This is a genomic window from Pirellulales bacterium, assembly GCA_036499395.1.
Lineage (GTDB): Bacteria > Planctomycetota > Planctomycetia > Pirellulales > JACPPG01 > JACPPG01.
In genome coordinates this window covers 1-18,275 of the sequence record DASYDW010000066.1, presented here as the reverse complement: position 1 = coordinate 18,275, position 18,275 = coordinate 1, and the positions used below count along the sequence as shown (strand labels likewise).

At 54.4% G+C, this 18,275-nt stretch carries 13 protein-coding genes and 1 tRNA gene; 10 read left to right on the top strand and 4 right to left on the bottom strand.

Features of this window, described 5'->3' with window-relative positions; all coding sequences use genetic code 11:
* The first annotated feature begins 980 nt into the window (after positions 1–980).
* From VGN12_12165 to VGN12_12125, 9 genes are all read left to right on the top strand, one after another.
* On the top strand, positions 981–7,220 hold the full coding sequence (locus tag VGN12_12165) for an RHS repeat-associated core domain-containing protein (protein ID HEY4310196.1): 6,240 nt from the start codon (positions 981–983) through the stop codon (positions 7,218–7,220).
* The gene (locus VGN12_12160) at positions 7,221–7,712 is read left to right on the top strand and encodes a hypothetical protein (protein HEY4310195.1); all 492 of its coding nucleotides are present in this window, start codon (positions 7,221–7,223) and stop codon (positions 7,710–7,712) included.
* A gap of 742 nt (positions 7,713–8,454) precedes the next feature.
* Positions 8,455–9,489 carry an RHS repeat-associated core domain-containing protein gene (locus tag VGN12_12155; GenBank protein HEY4310194.1) on the top strand — a complete coding sequence of 345 codons (1,035 nt, stop codon included), beginning with the start codon at positions 8,455–8,457 and terminating at the stop codon, positions 9,487–9,489.
* A 415-nt stretch (positions 9,490–9,904) separates the two neighbouring features.
* Entirely contained in the window at positions 9,905–10,240 is a 336-nt protein-coding gene (locus VGN12_12150; protein HEY4310193.1) for a hypothetical protein, read from the top strand.
* An 83-nt stretch (positions 10,241–10,323) separates the two neighbouring features.
* A complete protein-coding gene (locus tag VGN12_12145) occupies positions 10,324–10,572 on the top strand; it encodes a hypothetical protein (protein HEY4310192.1) in 249 nt (82 codons plus the stop codon).
* Positions 10,573–10,684: 112 nt separating this feature from the next.
* On the top strand, positions 10,685–12,073 hold the full coding sequence (locus VGN12_12140) for an RHS repeat-associated core domain-containing protein (protein ID HEY4310191.1): 1,389 nt from the start codon (positions 10,685–10,687) through the stop codon (positions 12,071–12,073).
* A 97-nt stretch (positions 12,074–12,170) separates the two neighbouring features.
* Complete coding sequence (locus VGN12_12135) at positions 12,171–12,593, top strand: hypothetical protein (protein ID HEY4310190.1); 423 nt, start codon at positions 12,171–12,173, stop codon at positions 12,591–12,593.
* A gap of 313 nt (positions 12,594–12,906) precedes the next feature.
* Positions 12,907–13,572 (top strand): hypothetical protein, encoded by a 666-nt coding sequence (locus VGN12_12130; GenBank protein HEY4310189.1) that lies wholly within the window; start codon positions 12,907–12,909, stop codon positions 13,570–13,572.
* A 483-nt stretch (positions 13,573–14,055) separates the two neighbouring features.
* On the top strand, positions 14,056–14,190 hold the full coding sequence (locus VGN12_12125; GenBank protein ID HEY4310188.1) for a hypothetical protein: 135 nt from the start codon (positions 14,056–14,058) through the stop codon (positions 14,188–14,190).
* Here VGN12_12125 and VGN12_12120 read toward each other — a convergent pair.
* The 4 genes from VGN12_12120 to VGN12_12105 all read right to left on the bottom strand — a co-directional run bounded on the left by VGN12_12120 (position 14,187) and on the right by VGN12_12105 (position 17,682).
* Positions 14,187–14,615, bottom strand: a complete 429-nt coding sequence (locus VGN12_12120) for a hypothetical protein (protein HEY4310187.1) — start codon at positions 14,613–14,615, stop codon at positions 14,187–14,189. The two genes, VGN12_12125 and VGN12_12120, sit on opposite strands and share 4 nt — an antisense overlap.
* Positions 14,616–14,759: 144 nt before the next feature.
* Positions 14,760–15,893 carry a hypothetical protein gene (locus VGN12_12115; protein HEY4310186.1) on the bottom strand — a complete coding sequence of 378 codons (1,134 nt, stop codon included), beginning with the start codon at positions 15,891–15,893 and terminating at the stop codon, positions 14,760–14,762.
* 479 nt (positions 15,894–16,372) lie between these two features.
* Positions 16,373–16,457: transfer RNA gene (locus VGN12_12110), tRNA-Leu, on the bottom strand.
* 19 nt (positions 16,458–16,476) lie between these two features.
* Complete coding sequence (locus VGN12_12105) at positions 16,477–17,682, bottom strand: hypothetical protein (protein HEY4310185.1); 1,206 nt, start codon at positions 17,680–17,682, stop codon at positions 16,477–16,479.
* A 186-nt stretch (positions 17,683–17,868) separates the two neighbouring features.
* On the opposite strand from VGN12_12105, the gene VGN12_12100 reads away from it, so the two are divergent.
* A partial coding sequence (locus tag VGN12_12100; protein HEY4310184.1) for an ORF6N domain-containing protein occupies positions 17,869–18,275 on the top strand: 407 nt, incomplete at its 3' end.

Genomic DNA, 18,275 nt, shown 5'->3' with positions numbered 1-18,275 from the left:
GATCTAGGAGTCGGCTTGGATGTGATTACTTTCCACTACCCACCGCTACCGGCATATAGTCACATACCATTCGTCATTCTTAGCGACAGTTGCGAGAAAGCGGCAAGCCCGGTATAACGTCGCGTTCTTACCTAGTCTACTATTTTCTTTGCTTCTATGGAGTTGGTAGGGGGTTGCTGAGAAATAACTCTTGTATTCAGCGACGGTCTACCGTCCAGAATTCCAAATACATCGTCATTCGCACCACCTTCGGAGACGGCATCGTGCGTGTTAAGACATCGGGCTGGTTTCGGCGATTTGAAGCGGTAGGCTTTCTTATGCGACGTTCAAAACGATGCTCAAAAAGGCGAAGGCATCAGTTCGAGGAGTTGGAGAGTCGGCGAGTATTTGATGCTTCGCCAGAGTTGACTTTGTCGGCGCAGCTCGACTATCCCAACAGCAGAGTTCTCTTCACAATATCTACATCTACGTCGTCGACAGAATACACAACCGTAGATTATATGACGGTCGACGGCACGGCGCACTCATCTCCTTTTGGCGATTATCATGCCATAACAAATGATAATGGTGCGAGTGTTGCCAACGCTCTGGTATCTAATGCTAGTCCCTTTAGAAGCGCTGTTGCTATAGAACAGTGGGGCCAAGGCAGTTTTACCATAGAAGCATGGTTAGATGCCGATCCAAGCATAACAGCGGCCACTACCATTACGTTTGTTCAAGGCCCGATTGTGATTCTGAACGGCGAGACCGACGATCCTCGGTTTAACACGAACCTCGACACCCAATGGACTAATAATGGCCCGATCCCAATTGCGGCACCCAACGCGACGTTAACAGATGGCGTATCAACACTGACGTCATTAACTGCGACGATTTCGAATCTGAATGGCCCAACGCCCCATCCGTCAAGCGGTGATGTTCTCGACTGCGACACGACCGGCACACAAATCTCAAAAGTATATGCGAATGGTGTCCTTACATTGTCAGGCGTAGACAGCGTCGAGGATTATCAGAAAGTACTGCGTACGATTACGTACGACAATAACGCGGACGCGCCGAACAATGGTGACCCACCGCTCGATCAGAATAGTCCGGGGGAAGTTCTGATTTTCGTTCAAGCAAATGATGAGTTCCGAGCGGGCGTTGCGTCGTCATATATCTTACTTCCACCAGTGCTCTCAATTGTCGATAACGAAGCGACAAAGCCAGCGGCTGAAGATTCCACGATTCCGATGCAGTTCACGGTAACGCTCGACGAAACAAGTACCTCACCGGTCACAGTACACTACGAGACCGAGGATGGCACAGCCGAGTCTGGCGTCGACTACAAAGAAAAGAGCGGCGATCTGACAATTCCCGCCGGCGAGGATTCGGGCACGATCACAATAAGCATCCTCGCCAGCTCCAGTGACGATCAAGAGCCGGACAAGACATTTACGATCAAATTATCCGAACCTTCAAATGCCATTCTCAAGGACGACGAAGCCACCGGCACCATCCACACCTCCGACACGGACTCCGACGACGACCCCAATAATGACGAAGGCGATAACTGCGGGTGTGGGGTTGATTCGTCGGATATGACGGCCGAGGCGGATAGCGATCTCGACGCCACGGCGGCGACCGGCTCGTTGTCGCTCGATCAGCCGCTCGTCGCTGGTTCGCTCTCGGGCGCGGCAACGGCCGTTTATCAGTCAGACGATAACCCGCATCCGATCGTCGCGCTCAGCGAGGCCGTTCCGACCGCAGCAGCCGGAACAGTGGCCTACTCGGCCGATGCCACGCTCACCTTCGGCGGCATTACGCTCCCCACGCAGTATTACGCCAGCAGCGCCGGCCTGGCGCAGGGCTCGTACATCAAGCTCGCCCAAGAGTTCGACGCCGCGGCGCTCAGCACCGGCACCTACCTGTGGTCGATGACGGTCAACTACCACTTCAACGCGTCCGGCGGCGGCTCGGCGCAGACAGTCACCGAAGCTTACTCGGGCCAGCAGGCGATCATCAACCACATCGCCAGCCCCTACGGCAACCGCTGGTGGATCAGCAGCCTCGATCAGTTGATTCCTCAGGCGGGCAGCTCAACACAGCCGGCCGGGATCACCTACGTCAGCGGTGACGGACAGGCGGCCTTTTATCCGTACGATTCGTCGTGGGGAGGCTACGATACGCCGCACGGCTACTACACGAACCTGATGAAGAATACCGATGGTTCGTTCACGCTCACCGATCCGCAAGGAAACAAGAAGTATTTCACGGCGGCCGGGCAGTTGACCGGTACTAGCCAGCCCGACGGCAACGATACGAAGTACGCGTACAACGGCAACGGCAGCCTGAGCGGGATCACGGACAACTACGGCCATACGGTATCGTTCGGCTACACCAGTGGCCTGCTCAGTTCCGTGACCGACGCTGCGAATAATGTGACCAGCGTGCATATCGATAGTGCCACGAACACGCTCACGCAGGTCACCACTCCGCCGCCGCAGTCAGGCGGCTCGGCCATCGTCAGCACTATGTCTTACGATCCGACAAGCAAGCTCATCGGCTCGTTGACCCAGGTAACCGCCGGCATCAGCACCCAGACGAATTATGGATTTGATTCTTCGACGAACCGACTGAGCTACATCCAGCACGCCGACGACAACACCAAAGAGCAGATCATGCCGGGAGTAGTTTCGGGCTTGTTAGCCCCCGGCACGGGCACTTCCTCGGCCAATGCGGCGGCCTTCGTCACCAACACCAACCGTACGGCCACAATCACCGACGAGCTGGGTCATACGAGCACCGAAATCTTCAATGCGCATGGCTTGGTGCTCAGCGAGACCGATTTCAACGGCAATACGACATCCTACACCCGGGACTTCAACGGGCGGATTCTCACCAAGACCACTACGGCGCCCAACAACGACCAGGGGCTCACCACGCTCGTTACCACGTACACCTACGATGACAAAGGCAACGTGATCGAGGTGCAGTACCCAGACGGCAGTACCGAGCACTGGGATTACGACCCGGTCTTAAACGTGCCGACCACGCATATCGATCAGCTGGGACACGAAACCGATTACACGATCGCCCCGATCACGGGTTTGGTGCTTACGGTTCACGAAATCGGTACGGGCACGAACGATCGTACGACGATCTACACGTACACACCGGCACCGACCTCGCCAGGCCAACTGCCGGGCGGTTTGATGCTCACTGAGACCGATCCGCTGGGAATTCTGACCACTTATTCGTACTACTCAAATGCAGCTCAGCCTGGGAAATTCGGCCAGGTCGAGACCATCAACTACGCGGTGGGCACCGCGGACCATGCCAGCGTCAGTTACGACTACGATGCCGCCGGCAACATGACGACGTCGACCGATGAGTTGGGCCGCGTCACGACCTACCAATACGATGCCCAGAACCAATTGATCCATACGGCGCTTCCGAATCCAGGTTTCTCGCAGGCGACGGCCTCGGCCAGCACCACCTACGATGGCAGTGGGCGGGTGCTGACACAGACCGATGCGCTCAATAACACCACGCAATACGTCTACGACGCGCGCGGCAATCTTTGGAAGACGATCGAAACCGATCCCAACGGCGGCACGCTGCAGACAACTTACACGTACGATTCAAGTGGCAATCTGAAGACGGTGACCGACCCGCTGGGGCGCGTCACCAAGTACGACTACGATCCGATGGGCAATTTGCTGGACGTCATCGCGCCCGACCCCAACGGCAACCCGAGCGTTAACGGCCCCGAGACGAGCTATACGTACGACGCGGCCGGCAATCGCAAAACGATGACCGACCCGAACGGCGGGCTGACGACATACTACTACGATGCCATGAATCGCCTGGTGAAAGAGGTCGATCCCAATCCGTTGACTGGCCTGGACGATACTGGCTCGCAGGTTACGACGTATACGTACGATGCGGCTGGCAATATGACCAGCATGACGAACGCCGAGGGGCAGACGACTTACCAATACGACACCGAAGGGCAGCTCGTCCGCACGATCATGCCCAATCCCGTCAATGGTTTAGGGCCGATAGGAGGGCTCAACGGTACGCCGGCGACAGGCACTCCCTATACGGCCTACACGTACGACAACGACGGCAATGTCTCGACCACGACCGATGCGATGGGGAACACGACCACCTACGAATACGACTACCGCAATCGGCTGACCTGGACGATCGAGCCTGATCCGGGGACGGGCCTCGGCGGAAACGATAGCTCGGATAATCCCAAGACCGAGAATATCTACGATGCCGCCGGGCAGTTGATTCAATCGGTCGATCAACTCGGCCAGATCACCACGTATCAATACGATGGTCTGGGGCGGGTGCATGAAGAAATCATGCCCAACACGGGCGATGGCAGTGGTCCGGTTGACGCCGAAGGAAATCGCTCTCCCTACGCTGATCCGACCATCGGCTATCCGTATACCGTCTACACCTATGACGCCGCCGGCGATGAGCTGACCCAGACCGACTCGCTGGGGAACACCACCTCGTACCAGTACGACACGCTGGGCCGGCTCACCAAGGAAACGCAACCGATTCCCACCGACGACGGCACCGACGCCGATCGGCCCGTGACGCAATATGTTTACGACAAAGACAGCGAGCGGATTGAAACCATCGATCCACTGGGACACGTCACCACCGACCAATACGACGGTGACGGCCGGCTAAGCCGTGAGATCGCGCCGAATCCCACGACGGGTCTTGGCCCTTCGGCCGGCCCGAGTGGCTCGCCCGACGCGGGCACGGCCTATACCGCCTACACCTACGACGCCAACGGCAACCTGAAGACGCAGGCCGACGCCCTCGGCGATACGACGACCTACGTCTACGACCATCTGAACCGGCAGACGAGTGTCGAAGACCCGGACCACAACGTCACGAACTACACGTACTATGCGTGGGGTCAACAGAAGACGATCACCGATCCGGACCTGAACACAACTACCTACACCTACGACCACGACGGCCGCACGCTTACGGATACGAATCAGCTCAGCAACGCTCGCTCGTATACTTACGACGCCGACGGCAATGTGAAGTCGGAGATCGATCGCGACGGCCGCACGACGACCTACCAATACGACCGCCTGAACCGCGAGATCGCCGAGGACTGGTACGCTGCCGGTTCGAGCACGGCCTACTACACCATCGGCTACTTGTATCGCGACGACGGGGCGATGTTGAGCGCCACAGCGATGACCGTGGGAAGCGCCACGGCGGACGCCAACTACGACTACGAATATGACGGCGACGACCACCTGGTCCAAACCACATCTAACCTGGCAGGGCTCACCGGCGGGGTCCAGATCGGTCAATTCTACGACGACAACGGCAATCTGGTCTCGCTGCAAGGGGCCAGCATCAACGGCGTCTTGGATTTCTTCAACGATTACTCGTATGACCACCTGAACCGGCTGACGCAGATTTATCAGTTCGGCTTGGCCGGTCTGTTTGGCCTGCCCGGGAATACGGTGGCGAACAAAGCAGTCAACATCGGCTACAACGGGCTGGGCCAGATCGATGAGATCGACCGTTATAGTGATGCGTTTTCGACCTCGGTGGCCAATAGCACCTACACGTACAATGGCGCCGACCAACTGACGGGCTTGCTCGATACAGGTCCCACCGGCGCGACGATCGAGAACTACGGCTGGCACTTCAATGCCGCCAATCAAATCTCGCAGTTCGTCAATGCCAAGCACGGCAACGAAAGCCTGACATATTCGTACGACGCGGCTGGGCAGCTTGTGAACGCCAATTCCAGCGGCATCGCGGCCGTCGGTTACGACTACGACCAGAACGGCAATCGTACTGACACCACCAGCCAGGTGATCTTCGGCGGCACCACGACCACCGCCTACACGACGATCACCAACAACGAGGTCACGAACGACGGCAAGTATGCCTACTCGTACGACGCAGAAGGGAATACGACGCAACGAACCGCGTTGGATGCGAGTGGCAATCCCACCGGCGAGACATTCGTCTTGAGTTGGGACAATCGGAATCGATTGACGAGCGTCACCGATTACGCCTCAGCGGCCGATGCGTCTTCGCACGCCACGCCACAGTGGACGGTCACCTACACGTACGACATGTTCAACAACATTGTCGGCCGGGAGGTCGTTTCCCATGTTGTGACCGTGTCGAGTAGCTCGCAGCACTACATCTACGACAACGGCCAAATTGTATTGCAGCTTGCCGACAACGGTGCCGTCGATGACCGTTATCTCTGGGCGCCCGCCGTGGATTTGCTACTCGCGCAGGAAGATGCCAATAATGACGTCGATTGGGCGCTGGATGACAATCTGAATAGCGTTCGCGATTGGATCAATAACACCGGCGCCGTTGTGGCGCACAACGCCTACGATGCGTTTGGCGATCTGGAAGCTGGCCTGAGCACTGGAACACTTAACGCGCCATTTGGCTTCACGGGGGTGTTCCGCGATGATCTGACGGGCTTTCAGAATAATCGCGACAGATGGTACGATCCCGAAACAGCGCGGTGGCTAAGTCAAGATCCGGCAGGGTTTGTGGCAGGCGATTCAAACCTGTACCGATACGTCGAGAACGGACCGACGAATGCAATTGACCCATTCGGACTGGAGCCGATTGGGTACGCATCGGGAGGAAACGGACTTGGGACATTGCTGGCGTTGCTAGCCCAGAACAATCCGCTTGCGAGAGCACTGCTGACGCATTACGTAATGGCTACTGGAGGGCCGTACGTGCTTTCCGAGGCCGAGGCCATATCAGTGCGGCCAGATCCGCTCGATGTGCGAGATATTCCAAAATTCTATGAGTTACTTCACCAGTTAGAGGCAAAAGCAAAAGAGCAAGGAAGCCAGGCATCAGGTCTCCTTGAAGGCGATGTATCGGCTCAATCGCAATCAACGGGAACGCTAGGAAATTTTACGGTGCATTTTGTCGGAACTCTTACAACCGACTGCCAAGTTCCACCGCGTTGGACGTTTGATGGAACTATAACGTTTAAAGATACGTACGATTTTGACCCGAAGCCCTTTGGCGAGGAGATTTCGGGCCGTCCTTGGTATGCAGAACTAAAAGTCATTTATGGATATTATCTAATTAGTGGTAAGCCTTTCGAGGTGAGCAGCGTCGATCTGAAAGCAAGACAGATTTGGACTCAAAGCACTGTTCGATGGGCCGGCGCGCAATCGCCGGGTGATGAATAGATGGTCAGTGAACTCGGTATCGCACGAAACGCGAATGAACGGGCGTCGATGCGGCAGACTTTCTGGCGGCGCCGTGCGATAGTCGCCCTCTGCGTATTAGCTGCGGTAATCGCTTCTGTTGCGGCATTGACTCGCTATTTTCGTCAGGGAAACTGGGAATTCGTCCAGCTCGCGACGAATATCCACGTTCCGTGCGCAGTCTCGGAGCTTCAAATTATTGAAGACCCTTCCTTTATTCATCCTGCTTGGATCTTTGTTCGTTGCCACGTACCGAGTGATCGTGTGAAGGAGATCGCGACGCTAAATGATTTAGAGGCTACAGATAGAACTGAATTGCGTCGCAAGAGAGACGCGATACCGAAGGAATTACTCGTCGTCTCTGGGAACACCGACCGTTTTTACAAATCGGGCAAAACAAAACACGGCTTGCCATTTGAGGTGCTGCTTGATGGTAATGGAGAACTTGCGATATTCGTAGCAACCCCAGATTAACAGGCACTTGCCGGATAACCTCGATACCAATCCTGTAGGAGCGGAGATCGAAAAGTACGGTTGACATGTTTAGCAACATGATGGGACGACAGGTGGTCTCGCGTGACTCGAGCGGCGAAGGCGGCTAGCCGTCCTACATTCTCTATGTCAACAGCAAGCGTTCGGTTACGTCGATGCGCCGCGATTCTCGCGATCGCAGTTATTCTGCTTTTAGTCGTGTGGCGATGCGTACAAACGGAACCGATTTCATTTCTACAGGATTCGACAGGGGTGCAAATCTCTTGCGATGTGTCCGAAGTCACAAGCATAGAAGATCCATCATTCATCCGCGCAGCGTGGATGTTCGTACGATTTAAAATTCCGCGAGAATGCGTCAAAGACTTTATTCTGCAGAACAAGTTTCAGTATTCAGACAGAACCAGCTTAAACAGTTATAAAGATGCTATTGCACCCGATATGCAGGTATTGCCACCTACGGATAGACGATTCTACCTGAAAGGGCGGACGAAGTTTCAAGCACCTTTTGAGATCCTCGTAGATGAAACAGGGCAAGTCATCGCGGTCGTTGCGACGCCAGATTGATGTTTTAATTCTCGATAATCGGCGTTGAACGTCGAGCATGACGCTGCGCATTGCGCTGAATAGTAATGGCCATCCCACGGGCGAGACGCTTGTTTTGACGTGGGACAATCGCAACAGGCTGGTAACCGCGACTGACTACTCGGACAGTACTAAGACGACCGTGAAGTGGATCGAAACCAACAAGTACGACATGTTCAACAATCTGGTTGGACAACAGGTTGTCTCGTTCACCGCCGGCGTGGCCAATTCGTCGCAGCACTTCATTTACGATAATGGGCAGATAGTCTTGGATCTGGCCGATGACGGTGCTGTGCAGGATCGTTATTTATGGGCTCCGGCAGTCGATTTATTGTTGGCGCAAGAGGATGCCAGCAACAATGTTCTCTGGGCGTTGGATGACAACCTGAACAGCATCCGTGACTGGATAGACAATTCAGGCGCAGTCGTCGCGCACAATGCTTTTGATGCCTTCGGCGATTTGGAAGCGAGTCTCAGTTCTGGGACCGTCAACGCCGTTTTTGGCTTCACGGGCGTATTTCGCGATTCGCTGACAGGGTTCCAGTACAATCAATACGGCGACAGTCGCGGCCGTTGGTACGATCCCGAAACCGGCAGGTTCTTGAGCCAGGACCCGACAGGTTTCGCTGCCGGCGACGCGAACTTGTATCGTTATGTTGACAATAGTCCAACGAACTTCGTCGATCCGACGGGGCAGACAGTCTGGTCGGCACCGCAAAGCTATAGATTCGATCAGGTCAACGCTCGCATCCAAGAGCTTCAGCAGCAGGGAACGCCTATAACCTTCAGCATTGACGAGAATACGAAGATTACATTGCAAATTCCGTCCAATTCGGTAGCGTCGGAGTTGGCGGAGTTACAAGCGGAGCGAGCCGACCTCCAAGCGGCGATTCAACAGGCTGCTCAAGGCCTGAAAAATGGTGCATTTGGACTTGCATGCCCAATATCGCCGTTGACGGCCTTTGGGCACGGGGCGCGACATCTAGCTGGCACGGGCTTATCGCAGAGCGCCGTTGAGGGCGCTATTAACGCGCAAATAAAAGCTGCGGCGGCGGCCGGATCGAAGTTCAACGGCGGGTTCTGGGGACGCGCCGTCGTTGATGGCAGTACGATTGAATACCGCGCTTTTACGCTCCCCAACGGGACAATCAATATCGGCACCTACTATATTCCGTAGGCATTTAGCGAAAACAGAACCGGACGTCTACATGGAACATCGCGCATTACGGCCAAATGAATCTACTCTAATACGGCGCATCCTTAGTGCGACGAGCGCCAGTGCACTCCTGACGCAAATTGACGAGGCTTCCGTATATGAATGCGACGCCAACGGTAGCTTAAGGTTTTTGCACCCATCCGTTGATTCTGTGCAACGTAAGTTTCCGACGGAAGCTGAAGTATTGGACATTGATGGCATGTCGATCCATGCCCTGCTATTTCTAGCCGGAGAATGGCTCGATGAAATCCAATTCTATAAGGACGACTCGTCTGAAATCGTTCGGTTTCCTGAGTCGGACCAATGGGACATTATTACGCTCGGATGATCCGAGGAAGCATCAGATGCTCTCATGAGACAGGGCGGCAATTGAGACATGAACGGCACGACAATATTATTCTGTGAGCAACTAGCTGCGGAGTTTCATGGAGTTGCCCGTCTATTGAAGGAACGTCAGGCCGACAATGGCGAACTACTCCCGCACGTGTTTTTCGGGGATCTAACGAGATACATACTGGCAGGCGGCCAAGACAAGGCTGCAGTAGTTCAGTGCCTTGAAAATGCGATGTCCAGCGGAGCCTCTGAAATTGACGACCTAATATGCGTATCTTTCGTCGAGAATATTGAAACTCACTACGACCTCGAACAAGCATTGACAGGAGTAGTCGGAAACAAGATTCGCGAAGAATGGGCTCGACAGCACCTGTCGTAGGGGCTCTCAGTGCTGGAAGCATTCTTAAGGTTCGAGCACCCCTGAGGGGAGACCTCCGCAGCCTGTATAGGAGTGCAACAACGATGTCTCAACTTTCCAAGCAACTTTCGACTTTGCTTGAAGAAGTCATCTCGAAGTATCATCCGGAGCTTCTTGATGCAGTCGATACATCACCGACGATAGCACTTAATTGGACTCAGCGAGACAAATTGCGTAGCTCGTGTGCTAGTGAGCTGTGCGAGACAGGTCTGCAGGACGACGACGAACCGAACGAACGGGGTCTTCAACTAGAAGAGCTAATCGACTGGTTGGGTCGCGATATGACGACGTAAGACTGAAATCTCTCGGTAAATCGAACGGCAGCGAAGCAATAGCGGCATTGCGGAAACTGTCTATGCTACGTCCAGAACGGCCTGTGCATACTCGTACGATGCCGAAGGGAATATGACGCAGCGCACCGTGCTGGACGCGAGCGGCAATCCTACGGGCGAGACACTGTTATTGACGTGGGATAATCGCAATCGGTTGGCGAGCGTCACTGACTATACGAGCAGTGCGAAGACGACCGAGAACTGGGAGATCCACTATACGTACGACATGTTCAACAACATGGTCGGACGCCAGGTAATCTCGCATGAGACCGGCGTTGCCAGTTGTTCATCGCACTACATCTACGACAATGGCCAGATCGTCTTGAGCCTGGCCGACAATGGTGCCGTGCAGGACCGGTACTTATGGGCACCAGCGGTCGATTTGTTGCTCGCTCAGGAAGATGCCAGCAATAACGTCGATTGGGCTCTGGACGACGACTTGAACAGCGTCCGCGATTGGATTAGCAACACAGGGACGGTCGTTCAGCACAAGTCGTACGATGCATTCGGCAATGCGATCTCAAATACAGGCACGCTCGACGCTGATTTTGGCTGGACGGGGCGCTTCGATGATCCTCTGACGAAGCTGCAATACAACACGAATCGGTGGTATGATCCAGGGATCGGACGATTCATAAGCCAGGACCCTATTGGCTTCCAGGGCGATCCGTCGAATTTGTATCGGTATACTGGGAACAGGCCGACGAATGCAACTGATCCGACGGGGCTTGTTCCGCCTGTTGTTACGAACATCCTACTTGCTTCTGACAGGACCGCCCCCGCCAATAATCAAGGTGGGGGATTGCTTGGCAGACTGAATGATATTGAGGCAGAGCAAGAGAAATACGCATATTTCGATGCTTTTCATCTCGGAGCATACTTCGCCAACCTGCGACAGGCTTCATCGGGGATTAATGTTATCCAGAACGCTTGGTCAATACTGACAGGCGGCAACGCAGCTCAATACAACTTCACGTTTGACCTTCTAGCCCTATCCGGATCGGTCAACTCAATTCCGGAAGGCACGTTCATGCACGAACTGACTCATGTACTCGACGATAAAGAAGATTGGTTTCTTGATGAAACATATTCTCATAGAGGCCAGTCGGTATGGCGGCAGGCTGAAGGGCTCGGATACGCTGCGGAGCAGATATTCAACAATATTTACCAGCTACAGAAATTTGAAAACGACTTGAAGAATCGCCGTTTTCAGTCGAACGCTGCCTTGAATGAGGCATGGCAATCCGCATGGAGCCTTCTTGGAAGCTATCCGAATACCGACGTATACGTAAATAAAGTGAACCTTGGACCTGTCACAGATGAGGACATCGAACGCTTTTCTAGCTATACGGGAGTGACCGTGTCGCAGGAAGCCGTATTCAAGATTTACAGTGACATGGTACAGAAATACTACCCATGCTTTGAGCTAGAGAGTGCGCAAACCAAGCCGGCTCTTAGATAACATGCCCTCTATTCGTCTCGTGATCATACTTTGTATAGCAAGCGGCGCGCTTGGCTGTGCGCGCGAGCCAAGGAGGCAGAACAAGGGCACTCGCGATATGCTGCACCGCCTTGCTGGTGAGACTGAAAGGGTAAAAATCCTTGAGGACCGACTACCAGCCGGCGGTCTTCAAGGGCTTTTGGACTACTTACGAGCAGATGGAGCCTTTGATCGAGAATGCTTGATTTCCTGGCCCGGGATTGCGGAGGGGAAGGACGCATGGGGCCAATCCGTTATTCTCGACGTGCGCAAGGACGGGGAGATTCATTTCAGAAGCATTGGCCCAAATGGGATCGACGAAAAAGGAAAAGGCGACGACATCGACGTGCAGGTGCCACCTCGTCGTTCCAAAGCAACGAAGAAAGGAAATGCTTTCACCGAACGTCGGCTGCCATTCGAGTTGTCATGGTTGGACAGACGGTGGACGTATGTCCCACTGGGGCACCGGGAATACCGTGGGGTCAACACGAAGAATAGTTAAAGGAGAACCGCCCAAATGATCTGCATCGCCCGACCTGTCTCCCACAGCGAGTGCATTGCCGACCAAACGATTCGCATTGCTAGAACTGCCATCGACAACGCATACGACTACTTAGGCGATCTTAACGCACCAATGCTTGCAGGGTGCCAGCATGACGCGCCAGGGCGGCACTACGATCCGACGATCGGCCGTTGTTCTCCGCCCTGGGACCGAGGGCACGAATGAATAGCGCGTCGCTTGGGCTGGCGCTGCTAAAGCGACCTTGGGCTGCCGACCTATTACGCTGCTGTTATTGAACCTGGGAGCAGTCGAGTTGCTTTCACCACCGTGGCGAATGATCGGGTGGATTTCCCTTTTGGTGTTTCTCGGCGTCTTGCTTTTACAGTTCGCCAGAGTGCATCGCATTGATAGCCAATGGGACGACGAGCAAGAGGCTATTCGGTATCTCGCGCCGGGGTGGACAATAACCGCGCGCTTCCCAGTTCCAGAATACAAGCTCCTTCTTGTCGTCTTTGGGAAAGATCGGAACCGCGCTGATCGTGTGGGGGAGATAGCAATTGGCAGGGGCGATTTTGATTCGTCCGCAGATGAGTGGCTGCGGAAGTTTCAATTCCTTCGTCAAATCGATTTTCGAGATACTTCGATTTCTTTAGCGCAGCTCAAGGCACTGCACACCTCCTTTCCGGATGTGGCACTGCAATATACGCTCTCGGCGTTCACCGGCGGTTCGTCACAACTCCGCGAGGCCGCCCAGGTCATTCCTACAATCATTGTTAAAGACCCTACGTTCGACGAGACGGGCCTACGTTCTCTATTGGATGACCTTAGCGCACTTGGTGTCGGGAACCAAGTGCGAGTGCTTGAGCTTCACGGCACAAGCGTAACAAAGGATAAAGCCACCGAGTGTCGCAAGAAACTGCCAACCGTGGAGATTAAAGCGATACGATCGTCAGGCTGGCTCGACTGGGCGCTAAAGTAGAGCCATTTGGTACAACGACCGTTCCCTGGGCGGCAAGTGCCGGGACTTGTACAACGATGAAGACTGTCTTTTCCAGTAAAAACTGCTGGACGGGAGCGCATATGCTACGGATGCGAATAGGCGTGTTTTCCGTTTGGGCCATACTGTCGGCGTGCATATGCATTTGGGCTGTGGCAATCACATCCTTTCTCGGCGTGCAGCTTTACGATATGCACTTCGATAGTTTTTCGGCGATCCCTACGAGTGACGCAAATTCGATTGTGGCGATGGCGACAGCTGATTGTAGACGAATGACCTTGGCGCTAGTTGGCACCAATATTATCTGGGCGATTTGGTCGGTGTTTTTGATTCTAGGGAAGCGCCCCTGAGTGAATTGCGGTCAGCAAGGACGCGACGATCGGGAGCCGTACATGACATTTCAATGCGCTTAATCAAACGTCGCAGTTCTTCGATGGCGAGCATCGCAGCGAAAGCCTGACGTATTTGTACGACGCGGACGGGCAACTCCTGACGGCGAATGCCAGCATCCTCGTCGGCAACGGGTACGACTACGATCCTAATGGCAATCGCATTGACACGACCGCCGACTTCGCCCTCTCGAGCTTCGGCTTCGATTAGCTGCTCTGCCCGATAAGTCTCACGATCCGCTCGATGACGTCCCACCATGTGCTGATTAGGGTGCCCAGTGCCGTCAATCCAGCGAAGCTGATGAGGAGCCACGCGGTTCCGGGATTGCGGTGCATGGCCTCCTTTAATTGTGCGACAATGTCGGGAGGCCTGGCCGCCTCGCGAGCGGAATGTTCGTACTTTGCTTTCACATCGAACGCTCCAGGCAAGGGCGTAATGGAAAATCCGTATTTCGCGTCCGTCGACTGGACGCTAATGGCGCCAAGATGGTGAAGTCTACGCATCGCCAATTCAAAGTCGGCATCACTTATCCTGAGTTCGTGCAGGATAGTATCACGCGAGACGTTAGTGCCTGGGCTGCTTTCGTATCGGTGGGTGAGATAACCCAGACATTGGGCTTCCAGTTCGGTCAACATCCGACTGTTGTCCTTATTTTGCTTGCGGATAATCACGCAGCACCGTTTGCTCGTGGTGCGGACGCAATGACGCAGAAACGGACTCGCGCGAAGGCGAAGTAGTCATATTGGCAAACAAGGTGAATCAGCGTCATATTGCAATCACTAACCGACTCCAGCCGAATCGATCTGTAGTAAGAAAAGCATCGCGCCTTCCACGCGACATTGGACTGCGTCGAGCTGTCGTTCCGGAAACGGCGACGCTGCAGAATGCGTTCCGGCTTGAAAAATGGAAAACAGCTCTACCACCGCGGGAATATCCTTGTCGACAAAACTCCGGAGCTTCTCTTGAACGATTTGACGGCAGATGAATCGCACGCGCGCTGCGCGAGTTGGTCTGCCTTTGTCGAAATCCTTACGGTCATCCGTCCATGCCTTCACAGATTCGTCGGGAGCCAGCCTGTGAAGGAGTTGGGTTAAGAGTTCACGGTATGAGGTTAAAAAATGGCGCACATAGTCCGCTTTTTTCTCGGCGCGCGCGATTCTCGCTCCTTCGAGTGCTTCTGATAAATCGGGGAAGCGCCTCGCCAGCTCTTCCGTCAGGCTGCTCGCAGCGTCAAGTGTCGATTGTCGCTCACCTGCGACAATCTGAATCCCTGGGGTCGTTTCGTCTGCCAACTGACCGGTAGTAGCGTTGATGAAGTCGGCTGCATTGAGATACTCTGTGGCTGGGCCAGCAACAAGTGCCGGCTCGATGCTCAAGAGTGTAGAAGTCGAGCCGGTAGCGCCTGTGTAGAAGCGATCATGCGCTTCCCCCAGCTTGCTAAAAGAATTAACAAGTTGCCGTTGCTGTTGCCTACCGATTGGCAGTGCAGCGCCGATTTGGTCAGTCGAGATGCCCGACACGAGTAATTGCGAGGCTTCCATCTTTTGAAGCACACCGGCAAGCGTTGATTCAATTGCCGGGAGACGGAATTGCGCGTCTCGGATGTTCTGAAGCCACTTGCTCTGCCGGTCTAGCGATGCGATCGCCTCGGCGGAGCTGCTCAGCTTTGCAATCGTGTTGGCCATCGATTGGGCCGCCGTAAGCGACTGAAGTGACTCAAAGGCCCCACAGATTGCCTCCGCACGTGCCGCTTTAGCTTCAATGCTACGAATCAACTCAATTCGAGCTCGTGCAATGTTTGCAATAGCCGAGAGGTCGTTGGCCAAAACTGCAGGAGTTGTCAACTTTTGAAATGCTTCGGCGCTCCGGATCAGGGCGGCGGCCGTACGAAAAACGTGTGATCCATCAGTCATTTGGGGCGTCCAATCCTTGAAGTTCCAATCGAGAAATTAAGTTCTCTGGGTCGCGGCGCGAAGTTCCACTAGCGTTTTAGCCGCGGCATCGAAAGGTAGGAATGCTGCAGATGCCACCTCGCGATCAGTCGTCGCACGCCAGGCAGTTCCCAACAACTCGTTCAGAGCCTCGTACACGTATGGGGGCGACAATTCTGCCAAACGAGCGGCCACGCTCGTTGAGTATTGGTCAAAGTGCTTCCTGTTTTGCGGCAATCAACGTGAGAGCAATAAGAGCCACACAACCGAAGGTGTCATTCCCTTAAAAAGTGGGCGTATCGGCAAGAGCGCGAAGCAGATTATTGGCTAATCACCTGCGCCCAAGGACGCGACGAAAGGTAATTATCTTCGCGAAAGCCGTTTTAGATCGCAATGTTAATTCGATTTGGCGCGAGTTTTCGATGAATGGGCTCCTTCGCATTACACGGGCCGCGCCTCTTTGGTGCGGGCGGCCGGACTTGAACCGACACTCCTTGCGGAACAGCGTCCTAAGCGCTGCGCGTCTACCAGTTCCGCCACGCCCGCACAACGCTCACCTATAGCGTTACGATACGACGTCGCCAATCGATTTTTCTTGTATCCTGTCGGCCCGAGCCCTGGTCCGACGTTTGTTCGGCTTTGGGCGCCTAGTATTAATCGCCGCGGCATCGAGCGTGTTCTTGATATGCGCCGCGTAGTGCTTTTGGATCATTTCGATGCTGGTTCTACAATTTTTGGCGATCTGGTACACGTCTGCTCGCTCCATGAGGCGAAAACAGATGTAGCTGTGACGCAGACTGTAGAGCGTCCGCAAGCGGCCGTCGCGGTCTCTTTTTAGGCCAAGTTCAGTCAGTATGTCGTTGAGGAGCTGCCTGTGCAGTTTCGGAAAAATGCGGTCCGTGGGTTTTGGCTGATTGCGTTTCCTCGCCCGCATGAATGGCCTGACGGCTCCTTCCATGCTTTTGCAAAATCCCACACCGGTCTTGCCACGGACTTCGATTTCGAGAATCGTCTCATCGGTGTCCTGATCTCGGACAACTTGAACGTCTCGATATTCCAACCGTTTCACCTCGTCAGGCCGCAAACCGGTATTGGCCACAAAGAGAACGAGGTCGTGCAATTGCTCGCACTCCCACCGCCACATTTCCTTCTTGGGGTGAGCGGCCCTTTCGCGAGTCGCCTCGTACAGCTTCCTATACTCCTGCTGAGAAAACCAAGCTCGATGCGAGACTTTGGTAGATGCCTTGAAGGGTGGTGATACATCCGGTACATAGGCCAGCCAACGGTGACGAACGGCAGTCTTTAGAACCTGCCGCAGAGCGATCATTTCGTTTTCAAGCGTCTTACGGGTCGGCGGCTTGCCACGGTAGCCGTTTTTGACGCGATGCATTCGGTATTCCTGGGCTTTGCCAGACGTAATATCCGCGACCACCAGAGGACCGAAGTACGGTATCAAGTGCTTGTCGAGAGCCATTTCCAGATACTCAATCCATTTGGGGCTACGTTCTCCTTGGGTGAGCAGCCGGTATTCCGTCAGGAATTGCTGCGCAACAAATTGAAAGGTCTTCCCGCCCTTCAACTCGCCGACACGGTCCTTGCCTTTGAGATTGAGATACCAATCCTCTGCGAACTCCTTTGCAAGGGCAGGACTCTCTTGCTTTGTGGATTCACGCCACGAACGCCCGCCGAGATGGGTGTAGCACTGCCAGAAGCGGCTTTTCGGCCGCTTATAAAGACGGAGCCGTCCTCCCATCAATTCCAGTCTGTCCATAAGCCTCCCGTGGTGCGCGAAAGTGTGCAACGAATGTGCAACCGTAGCGCGACGTGGATTGGGAGTCAACGACAAAGTTAAGATATTGATTCGACTGCGATTCTCTCGTGCCTCATTTCAGGATGCACAAGGTTTAGGTCCTGATAGGTGCAATTATAAGTCATTGAGGATCTTGGACGAATTCGAATGACCTCGCCCTATGTGCAAGAAACTGTGCAAATCCACAACAGCGTCTTGAAGAATCTGCATCATTCCGGGATTCCACTGTTATCGTACAAGGCAAATGCGCCTTGGCATTTGACCATTGCGGTTCGGTGGGATAATGTCGCTCGCGAAATGAGAAGGCAGTCAAAAGCCAAGGGGCCAGCGGTTCATTTGCCGGCCGAACGGATCGCCCAGCGAATCATTATTGTTCGCGGGCATAAGGTGCTGCTCGATTTTGACCTGGCCGCGATATATGGCGTCGAAACTCGTACGCTGGTTCAAGCGGTTAAACGTAACGCCGCGAGATTCCCGCTAGACTTCATGTTTCAATTGACAGTACAAGAGCTTGCAAGTTGGAGATCACAATTTGTGATCTCCAATGTGGGCAG